Source organism: Acetivibrio clariflavus DSM 19732 (genome assembly GCF_000237085.1).
GTDB classification, from domain to species: Bacteria; Bacillota; Clostridia; order Acetivibrionales; family Acetivibrionaceae; genus Acetivibrio; species Acetivibrio clariflavus.
Map to the genome: position 1 here is coordinate 1146124 of NC_016627.1, position 13624 is coordinate 1159747.

Genomic DNA, 13624 nt, shown 5'->3' on the forward strand with positions numbered 1-13624 from the left:
AATTGGAGGATGTGAAAAAATATGTGTGTTGCTGTTCCGGGAAAAGTAATAGAACTGAATGGCAAAATGGGTAAGGTGGATTTTAACGGTAATATTGTAGAGGTAAATGTAAGTCTGGTTGATGTGGAAGTTGGAAGTTATGTACTTGTGCATGCCGGATATGCAGTGGAAGTAGTCAAAAGGGAATTGGCAGAGGAACTTTCCAATCTTTTTGCTGATTTGGAGGACGTTCTGTAATGATAAATCTGGAAGAGATAAAAAGCTTTTTATTGGATTATTCGGGACCTGAAATAAAGCTTATGGAAGTGTGCGGCACTCATACCTCAACTATTGTAAAGAGCGGCATAAGGTCATTGCTGTCAAAAAACATAAAACTTGTATCGGGACCGGGATGTCCGGTATGCGTAACGGGATCCCGTTATATTGATGAAGCTGTGAATTTTGCACTTAGCAAAGATTACACAGTTTTATCTTTTGGCGACCTGTTAAGAGTTCCGGGAAATGAAATGTCCCTATCGGAAGCCAAAGCTCTAGGCGGCAGTGTGGAAATTATCTATTCTCCGATGGAGGCAGCGGAAAAGGCTATAAATAATCCGGAGAAAAATTTCGTACTGGCAGCTGTGGGCTTTGAAACCACTATTCCGGCCTATGCCCTTTTGTTGGATAATTTGATTGAGCTTAAAATTTCAAATGTTAAGCTTTTGACCAGTCTGAAATCCATCGGTCCTGCCTTGGACTGGCTGTGCGAGAATGAATCGGATATTGACGGGTTTATTGCACCGGGCCATGTGACCTCAGTTACGGGGGCTTCAGTTTATCGTCATCTGGCTGAAAAATACCGTAAACCTTTTACTGTAGCCGGCTTTGAAGCAGAGCACATTTTGGTGGCCATATATGACCTGGTTATGCAGATTGCTAATGGCAGGTATGAAGTTCATAACCTGTATAAAAGTATTGTATCCGATAAGGGAAATGAAAAGGCTATGGAAATTATAGGGAAGTATTTTGAGCTTTCTTCTTCCTATTGGAGGGGAATAGGAATTATTGACTGTTCGGGTTATACTGTCCGTGAAAATTATAGACATTACAGAATTGAAATTCCTGTAAGAGAAGAGGAAATTTCCAATAAGTCTAAAGGATGCCGGTGTGGAGAAGTTATTACAGGAAAAATAGAACCTTATGAGTGTACACTGTTTGGGAAAGGATGTACTCCGGCAAACCCGGTGGGACCGTGTATGGTATCCCAGGAAGGAACCTGCGGTATTTACTACAGTATGTATGGATAAACTAAAAAAGATAGGGTGAGAATTTTGGGAAACAGTCAAAAGATTACTATGGCACATGGCAGCGGTGGAAGTGCTACCAGAAAGCTTATACAGGATTTGTTTCATAAATATTTTCAAAATGACGTTTTGGACAAAATGGAGGATGCTGCCGTATTGGACATTCCTTCCGGCAAAATTGCTTATACTACCGATTCCTTTGTTGTCACTCCAATTTTTTTTCAAGGCGGTGATATAGGTAAACTGGCGGTATGCGGCACTCTTAACGATTTGCTTGTCATGGGGGCAGAGCCTAAATATCTTTCGGTGGGATTTATCCTTGAAGAGGGTATGGATATAAGAGATTTGGAAGAGATTATAAAGTCAATGGCTTTAACGGCAGAAGAAAGCGGTGTAAAGATTGTAGCCGGAGATACAAAAGTTATTGAAGGAAGCGGTGGAATATATATTAATACTTCAGGTATAGGTTTAATTAATCATAAACCTTTCCACACATCAAACGTAAAGCCCGGCGATGCAGTAATTGTAAGCGGTTCTTTAGGCAATCACCATGCCTGCATTTTATCCCATCGAATGAATATAAAAAATACAATATCAAGCGACTGTGCTTATCTGGGTGAAATGGTGCAGAACCTGATAAAAGCAAATATAGAGATAAAAGCCATGAGGGACGTTACAAGGGGTGGTTTAGCCACTGTGCTGAATGAAATAGCGGAAAGTTCCAATACCACAATAAATTTGAAGGAAGGCAGTATTCCTGTGGATCCTGAAGTGAAAAGTTTTTGCGATATTTTAGGACTTGATCCTCTTTATATGGCCAATGAGGGAAAAATTGTTTGCTTTGTTTCCCGGGAAGATGCAGAGAAGGCTTTAAGTATTATAAAAAACAGCAGATTCGGTGAAAAAGCTGCTATTATTGCTGAAGTTTCAGAACGTGAAAATGTAGCGGTTACTGTTACAACAAGAATTGGAGGAAAAAGAATTTTAAATGTTCTTCAGGGAGAGGGGCTTCCAAGAATTTGCTAATTAATATTCAAAAAATTATTGACAAAATATTACATAGTATTATAATGATAATAACAAAATGATAATAAAAATGCGAGGTAGAATATGGCTGACAACAAACTTAGGAATAAACAGGGACTTACCGAAGAGGAATTTTTAAAAAACTATGATGCCGGCAAATACGAGAGACCATCGGTTACTGTAGATATGCTGATTTTTACGGTAACCAACGAAGAGAGGAAAAGTTACAGAAAGCTTCCTGAAAAAGCACTAAAGCTGCTTATGATCAAAAGGGGAGATCATCCGTATATAGGGCAATGGGCTCTTCCCGGTGGATTTGTGAATATAAACGAAAGTCTGGAGGAAGCTGCACGCAGAGAATTGAAAGAGGAAACCAACATTGACAATATATATATGGAACAGCTTTATACATGGGGAGATGTTGGGAGAGACCCAAGAACAAGGGTAATAAGTACTTCTTATATGTCCTTGGTGGATAGTGAAACCTTAAACATTAAAGCCAATGACGATGCTGATGATGCAAAATGGTTTACTGTATCCTGCAAATTGTATCAGGAGCAAAAAACCGTTACTCAGGGTGGATATATTTTACAAAGGCTTTTTGAGTTGAAGCTTAGCAATGAGGAAGATAACCTTTCGGCCATTGTAAAAGTGGTGAAGACGGTGGAAAACAGGATAACCACAGTAGAAAGGGAAATTGTTGAATCCCACGGAATAGCTTTTGACCATGCCAAGATAATTCAATATGGAATTGAAAGGCTTCGAAACAAGATTGAGTACACTGACATAGCTTTTAACTTAATGCCTGAGCTGTTTACGCTGACCGAACTTCAGCAGGTGTATGAGATTATTCTTGATACTGAGCTTTTAAAGGCAAATTTCCGAAGAAAGATTTCCGGCATGGTTATAGAGACCAATGAATATACAAAAGATTCAGGACACAGGCCCTCAAAGTTATTCAGGTTTAATCCGAACTGGCAGAATTTGATTGAGGCATAACAATTATGAAAGGGGAAGATAAGTATGAAAATTGTCAACAGGGAACAATTCATGAAAAGAAGCATGGAAACTATAAAAGAAATGCTGGATATGCTGGAAGGGCTTAAAGGTATTAAGCTGGCAGATTTGAAAGGAGATAGAACAGCTCTGGTTATAGTGGATATGATAAACGGTTTTGCCCGCGAAGGAGCACTGAAAAGCGACAGAGTCGAAGAACTGATTCCTGAAATAGTTAAATTGTCGAAAAAGTGTGATGAGCTGGGAATTCAAAAAATTGCCTTTGCCGATTGTCACACTGAAGCATCACCGGAATTTGGTGCATATCCTAAACACTGCATGTCAGGAACAAGCGAAGCCGATGTGGTGGATGAAATCAAAGAGGTTGGAGGCTATAAACTGATTGAAAAAAATTCAACCAATGGTTTTCATGAAGAAGAGTTTAAAAAATGGCTTGCCGATAATCCGCAGATAACCAACTTTATTGTTACGGGGGATTGCACAGATATATGTGTTCAGCAGTTTGCAATAACATTAAAGACCTGGTTCAATATGCAAAACAAAAACTATAGGGTAATAGTTCCTATGAATGCTGTTGATACCTATGATTTGGGAGTTCATAACGGAGACCTGGTGAATGTTATGGCATTATACAATATGATAATTAATGGAGTGGAAGTAGTTAGAGAGATTGAAGTATAAGGATTTATTTTTGAAGTTTGACTGCAATTAAAAAATATAGGAGATGTATTAGAATGGAAAAAATAAACTTCACTATGTTAACTGACTTTTATGAATTGACCATGGCAAATGGGTATTTAAAAAATGGATTTAAAGACAAAATTGCCTATTTTGACATGTTCTTCAGGAAGGTGCCCGATGGCGGCGGTTTTGCCATAATGGCAGGTGTTGAACAGCTCATTGAATATTTGGAAAACCTTAAGTTTGATGATAAAGATATAGAGTATTTGAGAAGTAAAAATATATTCTGTGAGGAATTTTTAGAGTATTTAAGAGACTTTAAGTTTAGCTGTGATGTCTGGGCTGTACCCGAAGGAACGCCTATATTTCCGAATGAGCCGGTGGTAACTGTCAGGGGTCCTGTTATACAGGCTCAGTTTATTGAAACTATGGTTCTTTTGACTATTAATCACCAAAGTCTTATTGCGACAAAAGCCAACAGGATTGTAAGAGCTGCTCAAGGCAGAGGTGTTATGGAGTTCGGAACAAGAAGAGCCCAAGGCTATGAAGGTGCGATTTATGGAGCAAGAGCAGCATATATTGGAGGATGTATCGGTACTGCTTGTGCCATTGCCGATAGAGATTTTGAAATTCCGGCATTGGGTACTATGGCTCACAGCTGGATTCAAATGTTTCCTTCAGAACTGGATGCCTTCAGAGCATATGCCGAAGCTTATCCCGACAATTGTACACTGCTTGTGGATACTTACAATGTGCTTAAATCGGGAGTCCCAAATGCCATAAAAGTGTTCAATGAGGTAATAGTACCCAAAGGTTTCAGACCAAAGGGAATAAGGATAGACAGCGGTGATATTACATATCTGTCGAAGGAAGCAAGGAAAATGCTGGATGAAGCAGGATTTCCTGATTGTAAAATTGTGGCATCCAACTCTCTGGATGAATATATTATACGTGATATTCTTATTCAGGGTGCAAAAGTCGATTTGTTCGGCGTAGGTGAGAGACTTATAACTTCGAAGTCCGAGCCTGTTTTTGGCGGAGTATACAAGCTTGTGGCTATTGAAGAAGACGGAAAGATTATTCCCAAAATAAAGATCAGTGAAAATGTGGCGAAAATAACCAATCCTGGCTTCAAGGAGCTTTGGAGACTTTTTGACAGAAAGACAGGAAAGGCTATTGCCGATGTTTTGACTATCCGAGATGAGGTTATTGACGATAGCAAGCCCTATGAAATATTTGACCCTGAGCATACCTGGAAGAGAAAGACGGTAACTGATTTCTATGCCAAAAGGCTTCAGGTGAAAATTTTCGATAAAGGTGCATGTGTTTATAAAAGTCCAAAACTTAAGGAAATCAGAGACTATTGCAGTGAACAGATAGATAACCTGTGGGACGAGGTTAAAAGGTTTGAAAATCCACACGTATACTATGTCGATTTGTCAACGGATTTGTGGGAAATGAAACAGCAGCTGCTGAAGCGGTATTCGGTTAAATAGAATACAAGGTCTTAAAGATGAACTGAAAAAGTTGAATTAAACTTGTTTGATTTGGAATAACTTCATTAAAATAGCACGAAATGAAATTGTTTTAAAAATTCAGCGTAATGAAAAAATGAATATTACAGAGTTATGACTTTCATGCCAGTTATATTAAATTTATATTTATATCAAAGCTATATATCTGCTAATACTAGGACTTGACAGTTAATTAGAAGTATAGGGGATTATTTCTGTGGTAATAAAAATATGCAGGAAAAACACAAAACACTTGTTGAAATTTAAATATTTTTATGGTAGTATTTTGGATAGTGAAAAAATTAACTAGTTCACAATCTTTTCCTATATGCTGCCGGAGTTTAGAATTTCGGTTATTCTATTTCTAATATTGCAACTTGGATATTGCAACTTAGCAATAGTATATTTACATTAATAAATAGCATATTAACAACTATTTGAAGGGAGAATTCAAATGAACACGAACAATCAAAAATTATTGGCTTGGGTAAAAGAAATGGCTGAAATGTGTCAGCCTGACAACATTTACTGGTGCGACGGTTCAGAAGAAGAAAATCAGCGTCTTCTGAAAGAAATGGTGGACGCAGGAATGGCTACTCCGCTTAATCCTGAAAAACGTCCTGGTTGTTATCTTTTCCGCAGTGACGCTACTGACGTTGCACGTGTTGAAGACAGAACATTCATAGCTTCCAAAAAACAGGAAGATGCAGGTCCAACAAACAACTGGATTGACCCTGTTGAATTGAAAGCTACAATGAAGGAGCTCTACAAAGGTTGCATGAAGGGTAGAACAATGTATGTTATACCTTTCTCAATGGGACCGATAGGTTCACCTATTTCAAAGATTGGTGTTGAATTGACAGACAGCCCATACGTTGTAGTTAACATGCGTATAATGACTCGTATAGGCAGTAAAGTTCTTGAAGCATTAGGTGATGATGGAGAATTCGTTCCATGCTTACACTCAGTAGGTGCACCTTTAGCTGAAGGAGAAAAAGATAAAAAATGGCCTTGTGCACCAATAGAAAAGAAATATATAAGCCACTTCCCAGAAGAAAAGACAATTTGGTCTTATGGTTCCGGTTACGGTGGAAATGCTCTTTTGGGTAAAAAGTGTTTTGCACTTCGTATAGCTTCTGTTATAGCTCGTGAAGAAGGTTGGCTTGCTGAACATATGCTCATCCTTCGTATCACAAATCCAAAAGGCGAGGTAAAATATATCGCCGGTGCATTCCCAAGTGCATGCGGTAAGACAAATCTTGCTATGCTTGTACCAACTATTCCGGGATGGAAAGTTGAAACTATAGGTGATGATATAGCATGGATGAAATACGGTAAAGACGGCCGTTTGTATGCTATAAATCCTGAAGCAGGATTCTTCGGTGTTGCTCCTGGTACATCCATGAGTTCAAACCCGAATGCTATGAAGACTATAGAAAAGAATACAATATTCACTAACGTTGCATTAACTGATGATGGCGATGTTTGGTGGGAAGGTATCGGATACGATGCTCCTTCACATCTCATTGACTGGAAAGGTAATGATTGGGCACCGGGTGCTGAAGCTCCTGCAGCACATCCAAATGCTCGTTTTACAGCTCCTGCAAGTCAGTGTCCTTCAATTGCACCTGAATGGGAAGATCCAAATGGTGTGCCAATTTCAGCAATCCTTGTAGGAGGACGTCGTCCAACTACTATTCCTTTGGTACATGAAAGCTTCAGCTGGGAGCATGGTGTATTCATGGGATCCATCATGGGTTCAGAAATAACAGCTGCTGCTATATCCGACAATATTGGTAAAGTACGTCGTGACCCATTTGCTATGTTGCCATTCATCGGATACAATGTTGGTGACTACTTGCAGCACTGGTTGGATGTAGGTGCTAAGTCCGAAGAAGGCAAGTTGCCGAAGATCTTCTATGTAAACTGGTTCCGTAAAGACAAAGACGGTAAATTCTTATGGCCAGGTTACGGTGAAAACAGCCGTGTTCTCAAGTGGATATTCGAAAGAGTATCAGGAGAAGGAAAAGCTGTTAAGACTCCTATCGGTTATATGCCTACACCTGATGCTATTGATACAACAGGACTTGATATTAGTGAAGAAACTATGGCTGAACTTCTCAAAGTCAACAAAGACGAATGGTTGAAGGAAGTTCAATCCATAAGAGAACATTATGCTAGCTATGGAGAAAAAGTTCCTAAAGCATTGATAGCTCAGTTGGATGCATTAGAACAACGTTTGAAAGAAAGCAACTAAGATTTTACAATATAAACCGGATGACAGTTTTGATTTGTCATCCGGTTTGTTTATTTATACAGGCAAAAGAAAAAATAGTTATGAACAGAAATATTTAAGTATAAAAAGACATATTCCTAAAGTCCAAAGATAAAAGGCGAAAATAGAAAAATAGGGAAATATAAAAAACAAAATTACTCCTAAGACTATGGATATCAGCCCCGATAATGAAAGCTTGTTTTGATGGCTATAAGCATTGAAAATGGAGTGTTGTCTGAAATGCTCATAGGGTAATTGCTTTATGTACAGCAAGTCCTTTGTTTTTGTAAAAGCAGGTATGTAACCGATTAGCCCGCGAGCATAGATTTCCATCCATACATCTTTGGAGAGAGCAGGATTGTCTAAAGAATCGCTTTGTGCGATATATCTAATTCTATTGTTGTTAATTAAAGAGTTTGAACTTAAGCTCGGAACTAATCCTCTAACGTATATGCGATTTCTTTTTTTTAAGTGAATAGTTTTAATTACACCTTTTCCAGGAGGTGCAATGTACATAAAAGTATTCTCGCCCAGTGTTGCTGTATAGGGAGTGAATTTGTTCGGACAAATATATGAATTTGCGTCAATGTAACAGCGGAATCCATGCTTATCGTATATTTTCAGCCATAAGCGGCCTTTATTGTATATTTTGGAAACCAAATAGACCTTGTCATACCTTTTTAGACATATTTTGATTTCGGAACTGAAATCGGGTTTCTCATAGCATAATAAGTTGTCCTCCATTACGAAGCAGTAGTTATCAAGGTCTATAAGTTTGGTCTTGCTGTTGATGAAACCAATAAAAAAATTATCTTCAAGGACTTCGATCCACTGCTGATCGTTTTCCCAAGATGAATATCCAAGATCAATTATTCCACCATCTCTTATTTTTTTTACAGTGGAATAAGAAAAGCCTTTTCCACTATATACATAAGTACCACCGATGACCATCTTTTTCATTGTATGCATTACCTCACAAAGTTTGGTAAACATCTTATATTTTACCATAATTTTTGTTGGGTGTATATATGAATATCTATAATAATTGATAAAAAGTTATATTTGTTATAAATTGAATTCTATTGTTGAAAAATTGAAAGTTTATTATGTAATTAATTATTGTTATATAGCTTATATAAGCTTCTATAGTCGGGATTGGTAGATGACTCCAGCAAGTAAGCCGATACATTTGAACCAGGCTTTCTGTGATTGTTTAATGCATATATTATGTTTTCGGCTGAAGTTATTCCCACTCCATGGCCATAGTAATAATTATTTCCCAAATCAATAGCATTCTCACCCTGCCATTCAGGAGTTAACGGATCTACATCGGGATTTTTAAAATATCTGCAATCGCCAGGAAAAATATCCGGTGGTTTTCGGTTGGTACTCACTCTAAGTTTTCCACTGAGATTTTGCCAATCCATCAGGTAGATATCATTGAATATGCGGTTGAACAGTTCGGTACCGAAAGTATCCAACACAGCTTTATAATAGACTATGACAATTGCAGTAGCACATTCAGTACCATATAACCAACCATTGTTATAAATGTCGTTAATGGCTTTGGATGGCTGCACATTGCTTTTTAATAAAAAACCGCCTTCTGGGGTTCGCCTCCAATAATACTCATTGCATTCCGAGTTTTTAAAGGTTTTGAAACGTAATCGACTTCTAAACAGCTTCTTGGAAGCGTTTATAATATTTTTCCTCATATCAAGAATAAAATATAGTTCCTGGGCTGAGGAAAATCTGTAATTATAACTGCTTTTATTCATTATGTTTATAATCTTCAATTTGATTTCATCATTGCCGATGTCGGGTATGACGGTATCAACATCAACAACATTGCCGGATATAGTCAGCATATTGAACCTCCTAACTTGGCAGCTGATATTTTAAGTTGTTCAGTTATGGGATAGCGAATCCAGCTGTTCCACGAATAAACATTTTGGTTGTGTAATATAAAGGAGTAATTGGAAAGCAGTATTTGGCTGTTTATATCTAAAGTATTGAATATATTCAGTTGACGTTTTTCATCTTCGGACAAATTACCTTCAATTGTACCATCTCTGGAAACATTTTTAAAAAGGTACTTGGCACCTAAGGAGACTTCAAATGGCGATGGGTCGGGCATCTGCTGAAAACTTTCACCGGTATAATATATAAACGGAAGATTTTCTTTTAGCCAATAGCGTACATTTCTGTATAGCAATTCTTTTGGCAGACTGCTGTTTTTAATTACAGGAATAAATTTGAGAAGTTCTTTAGTCAACTCAACTTCTTTCTCGTCTTCTGAATTGAAACTTTCTGCCAACATTAATATACAGTTGGGATCACGGCATTCGAAAAATGCCCAGACCATGTCATGGATAAATAAGCCTTGTTTATAACGATTGTAAATAATTTCTTTTATTACCGGGAGTATTGAATAGTCCTTGTATTCTCTGACAAGTATTATTGCGCAGGAATCCAGTATATCCGTATACTCTCCTCTTGACATGGTATCATCTTTACCGGTTTGAAGTATCCATTTGAGTGTTTCGGCGACATCGATGTTTTTAGTTAACTCACTGAAACGGGAAAAACTTTTGGAACGAATACTTTTTACTACGTCTAGAACTTTTTTGTTTCTTGAGTTTAAGTATCTGGATAAGGATGGTTTGCTAATTTGAGGCGAAAGTATGTACAATGTCGGAAAACTAAGGTTGTCTTCATTTATTAAATTTAAAGCTTTTGATGGGTTTCTGACAAGCAGTTTATGAAAATAGTAAGACAGATTTCTGTTTCCTCTGTCAAGTCGCATCTTGTCTAAAGTGCTTAATGTGGATATATCGACCATATTTAACCTCAAATCTTAAAGTTATACTATTAATATTAATATGCACTTTAAGGTTTAAACGGAACATGATTTGGAATTTTATTATGATGAGTGAAGCTTTTTGAAAAGGTACGGCTTCAAAGAAAGGAAAAATCCATGGGAAAGCTTTTTGCATAAAAAAGAAAAGAGAAAATGCCTTGCAATAGATACATATCTATTACAAGGCATGATTTTTTTAATTCCATTTACATTCTATTTATTTTCACCTAATATTCTTGCAATTTCTGCAACGTCTTTATCTCCGCGACCTGAAAGACAGATAACTACAATTTTATCCTTATCAAGAGTACCTGCAAGCTTTATACCATAAGATACGGCATGGGAGCTTTCAATTGCAGGGATGATAGCTTCTACTTTTGAAAGTTTTAAAAAGGCATCAATTGCTTCCTTATCTGTAACAGTGACATATTGAGCTCTTCCACTGTCTTTGTAGAATGAATGTTCAGGACCTACACCGGGGTAGTCGAGTCCAGCGGCTATTGAGTAAACCGGAAGCGGTTCTCCCTTGTCATCTTGCAATAAGTAACATTTAAATCCGTGAATGATACCGGGAGTTCCCGCAGTTAATGTCGCTGCATGATCGGGTGTGTCAAGACCTTTACCGGCAGGTTCCACACCAATCATTTTAACGTCCTTATCATCATAAAATGGTGCAAACATTCCAATAGCATTACTTCCTCCGCCTACACAGGCAATGAGGTAATCGGGCAATCTGCCTTCAAGCTCTAAGATTTGCTGTTTGGTTTCCCGACCTATGACCGATTGGAAATGCTTGACTATTTCAGGATATGGATCCGGACCTACTGCAGAACCTAACATATAGAAGGTATTTTCATAGTTCTCGACCAAATCATTCAAAGCCTCATCAACTGCATCTTTAAGTGTACGAGTACCTGTTTTGACAGGAACAACTTTTGCACCTAAAAGTTCCATTCTGAACACGTTCAATGCCTGTCTTCTGGTGTCCTCTTCACCCATGTATATGATACATTCCATATTGAATAAAGCACAAGCGGTTGCGGTAGCTACACCGTGCTGTCCGGCACCGGTCTCAGCAATTATTCTCTTTTTGCCAAGACGTTTTGCAAGGAGAGCTTGTCCAAGGGTATTGTTAATTTTATGCGCACCCATGTGGTTTAAGTCTTCTCGCTTTAAATAGATTTTTGCACCGCCGATTTCTTCTGTAAGTCTTTTGGCAAAATATAGGGGATTCGGTCTGCCGACAAAGTATTTGAAATAGTAATCAAGTTCCTTTATAAATTCAGGGTCATCCTTATACTGATAGAATGCTTCTTTTACTTCGTCCAAAACCTTTTCCAGTTTTTCGGGTACAAACCGTCCTCCGTAATCACCAAAAAAACCTTTGCTATCTGGTAAACTCATCCCACTCTTCTCCTCTCATCTAAAATATAAAGCCTATATAGGCCCAAATAGCATATCCTTTTCCCGAAAAAAACTTAGAAGAATAATATATTTAGAAATTTTTTCCGAGAACATATAGGCCAAAAAACTCTTTAAAATAATTATACTCTAAATTTTAATTTTATTAAAGATATAAGTTGAACAGTAAAGTGATTATTTCTACTTTTTTGTGAAAGGAATTTATGGAATTAATGTCGGATTTTAGTTTGGGAAATACTGCTCCCAAAATTTATTATTTTATGATAAAATATTTTATGTTGCTGTCACATGGACAATATTGAGCAGGCATTAAAATTAATAAAAAAGATTATAAGGAGGTTTTGATGAGTAGGTTAATTGGAAAGATTGTTTTTTGTGTTTTGGTGCTTACAGCATGTCTTGGTTCGGTATTTTATTGTGAGGCTAGTGATTTGAAAGAACAGATATTTGTGACTGTTAAAGTAAATGACCAGTGCATCAAAATGGATACCCAACCCTATATAAAGAGCGGAAGGGTATATGTTCCAATACGTTTTGTTGCTGAAGCTTTAGGGGCAAAAGTGGATTGGAACGCTGAGCAAAACAAAGTTATAATTAGTAAAAAGGAAGATATTGAAGCTGAAGAATTGAATGAAACAGTTACTGAAGCTGTTTATGCAGATGAAAAGAAATCAATACAGTTGACGATTGGAAGTAATGAGTTAATTGCTTACGGTGAAGAAAAGCAAATGGATGCTGCGCCGGAAATAGTAAATGGACGTACAATGATACCGATAAGGTTTGTTTCTGAAAATCTTGATTGCAATGTAATATGGAGCGATCTTACCTATTCGGTGCTTATATATAAAGATGACATTGCTGTTCCGAAGGAATTAATTGAGGATAGATGGTATACCGATGAAGATTTGATATGGCTTGCCCGTATAGTACATGTAGAAGTAAAAGGATTATCCATTAACGGCAAGGTTGCTGTTGCCAATGTTGTATTAAATAGAGTAAAGAGTCCGGGTTTTCCAAATACAATATATGATGTAATTTTTGCTAAAGGACAATTTCCGCCGGCTCATAAGCCTGGGTTTAAGGAACTGGTACCTTCGAGGGATTGTATTATTGCTGCTAAGATGGCTTTGCACGGAATAAACAATGTTGGGGAATGTTTGTATTTTAATAATGTTCCATTTAAAAGTAATAATGTAGTTCTCTATAAAAGAATAGACGGAGAATACTTCTATTGCAAAAAGTAAAGATATAAGATATAAAATAAAGTGAAATAAGAAGCAAAATAAGAATACATAAAACTTCAGAAAAAATACACAAAATCTTCACAAAAAAGACACAAAAATAAAGTATATTAATAATACGACAAACTTCAAAAAAAAGCCTGTCTTAACAATTAATTGCAAAATTAATTTTAAGACAGGCTTTTTTCGTTTTTTCAAAACTTCCATTTTATATCTTTGTTTTAATGTTTTATTCTAATTTGAAATAATTTAAAAAAGTTATGATTCAGAGGATTTACCAGGAAACAAACTGCAGACTTAAGGGG

General features: G+C 37.1%; 12 protein-coding genes. 8 read left to right on the forward strand and 4 right to left on the reverse strand.

The genetic code is table 11. The features are described 5' to 3' along the window. Positions 1–21: 21 nt before the first annotated feature. From CLOCL_RS04785 to CLOCL_RS04815, 7 genes are all read left to right on the forward strand, one after another. Positions 22–237 carry a HypC/HybG/HupF family hydrogenase formation chaperone gene (locus tag CLOCL_RS04785; protein ID WP_014254281.1) on the forward strand — a complete coding sequence of 72 codons (216 nt, stop codon included), beginning with the start codon at positions 22–24 and terminating at the stop codon, positions 235–237. Further along, complete coding sequence (gene hypD / locus CLOCL_RS04790; protein WP_014254282.1) at positions 237–1286, forward strand: hydrogenase formation protein HypD; 1050 nt, start codon at positions 237–239, stop codon at positions 1284–1286. The genes CLOCL_RS04785 and hypD overlap by 1 nt, the downstream gene beginning before the upstream one ends. A gap of 48 nt (positions 1287–1334) precedes the next feature. Next, positions 1335–2309, forward strand: coding sequence for a hydrogenase expression/formation protein HypE (hypE, locus tag CLOCL_RS04795; RefSeq protein ID WP_041715453.1), 975 nt, complete (start codon positions 1335–1337; stop codon positions 2307–2309). An 84-nt stretch (positions 2310–2393) separates the two neighbouring features. Beyond that, on the forward strand, positions 2394–3308 hold the full coding sequence (locus tag CLOCL_RS04800) for an NUDIX hydrolase (protein WP_014254284.1): 915 nt from the start codon (positions 2394–2396) through the stop codon (positions 3306–3308). A 24-nt stretch (positions 3309–3332) separates the two neighbouring features. Then, entirely contained in the window at positions 3333–4007 is a 675-nt protein-coding gene (locus CLOCL_RS04805) for a cysteine hydrolase family protein (RefSeq protein ID WP_014254285.1), read from the forward strand. Positions 4008–4060: 53 nt separating this feature from the next. After that, a complete protein-coding gene (locus tag CLOCL_RS04810) occupies positions 4061–5503 on the forward strand; it encodes a nicotinate phosphoribosyltransferase (protein WP_014254286.1) in 1443 nt (480 codons plus the stop codon). Positions 5504–5975: 472 nt separating this feature from the next. Further along, a complete protein-coding gene (locus tag CLOCL_RS04815) occupies positions 5976–7778 on the forward strand; it encodes a phosphoenolpyruvate carboxykinase (GTP) (protein ID WP_014254287.1) in 1803 nt (600 codons plus the stop codon). Between the two features lie 78 nt (positions 7779–7856). Here the strand turns inward: CLOCL_RS04815 and CLOCL_RS04820 are convergent, their stop codons facing one another. From CLOCL_RS04820 to trpB, 4 genes are all read right to left on the reverse strand, one after another. Further along, positions 7857–8756: a DUF4118 domain-containing protein gene (locus CLOCL_RS04820; protein WP_117406012.1), complete on the reverse strand. Its 900-nt coding sequence runs from the start codon at positions 8754–8756 to the stop codon at positions 7857–7859. Positions 8757–8908: 152 nt separating this feature from the next. Next, the gene (locus CLOCL_RS04825) at positions 8909–9664 is read right to left on the reverse strand and encodes a protein-glutamine gamma-glutamyltransferase (RefSeq protein ID WP_014254289.1); all 756 of its coding nucleotides are present in this window, start codon (positions 9662–9664) and stop codon (positions 8909–8911) included. Next, entirely contained in the window at positions 9658–10638 is a 981-nt protein-coding gene (locus tag CLOCL_RS04830; RefSeq protein WP_014254290.1) for a hypothetical protein, read from the reverse strand. Before CLOCL_RS04830 ends, CLOCL_RS04825 begins: the two co-directional genes overlap by 7 nt. Before the next feature lie 231 nt (positions 10639–10869). After that, positions 10870–12060 (reverse strand): tryptophan synthase subunit beta, encoded by a 1191-nt coding sequence (gene trpB / locus CLOCL_RS04835; RefSeq protein ID WP_014254291.1) that lies wholly within the window; start codon positions 12058–12060, stop codon positions 10870–10872. Between the two features lie 362 nt (positions 12061–12422). Here trpB and CLOCL_RS04840 point away from each other — a divergent pair, with 362 nt between their 5' ends. Next, complete coding sequence (locus CLOCL_RS04840) at positions 12423–13322, forward strand: stalk domain-containing protein (protein WP_014254292.1); 900 nt, start codon at positions 12423–12425, stop codon at positions 13320–13322. The last annotated feature ends 302 nt before the right edge of the window (positions 13323–13624 follow it).

Excerpts from the sequence above, each read along its gene's own strand:
- CLOCL_RS04785 (WP_014254281.1), top strand. The coding sequence starts at position 22 with ATGTGTGTTGCTGTTCCGGGAAAAGTAATAGAACTGAATGGCAAAATG.
- hypD (WP_014254282.1), top strand. The coding sequence starts at position 237 with ATGATAAATCTGGAAGAGATAAAAAGCTTTTTATTGGATTATTCGGGA.
- hypE (WP_041715453.1), top strand. The coding sequence starts at position 1,335 with ATGGCACATGGCAGCGGTGGAAGTGCTACCAGAAAGCTTATACAGGAT.
- CLOCL_RS04800 (WP_014254284.1), top strand. The coding sequence starts at position 2,394 with ATGGCTGACAACAAACTTAGGAATAAACAGGGACTTACCGAAGAGGAA.
- CLOCL_RS04805 (WP_014254285.1), top strand. The coding sequence starts at position 3,333 with ATGAAAATTGTCAACAGGGAACAATTCATGAAAAGAAGCATGGAAACT.
- CLOCL_RS04810 (WP_014254286.1), top strand. The coding sequence starts at position 4,061 with ATGGAAAAAATAAACTTCACTATGTTAACTGACTTTTATGAATTGACC.
- CLOCL_RS04815 (WP_014254287.1), top strand. The coding sequence starts at position 5,976 with ATGAACACGAACAATCAAAAATTATTGGCTTGGGTAAAAGAAATGGCT.
- CLOCL_RS04820 (WP_117406012.1), bottom strand. The coding sequence starts at position 8,756 with ATGAAAAAGATGGTCATCGGTGGTACTTATGTATATAGTGGAAAAGGC.
- CLOCL_RS04825 (WP_014254289.1), bottom strand. The coding sequence starts at position 9,664 with ATGCTGACTATATCCGGCAATGTTGTTGATGTTGATACCGTCATACCC.
- CLOCL_RS04830 (WP_014254290.1), bottom strand. The coding sequence starts at position 10,638 with ATGGTCGATATATCCACATTAAGCACTTTAGACAAGATGCGACTTGAC.
- trpB (WP_014254291.1), bottom strand. The coding sequence starts at position 12,060 with ATGAGTTTACCAGATAGCAAAGGTTTTTTTGGTGATTACGGAGGACGG.
- CLOCL_RS04840 (WP_014254292.1), top strand. The coding sequence starts at position 12,423 with ATGAGTAGGTTAATTGGAAAGATTGTTTTTTGTGTTTTGGTGCTTACA.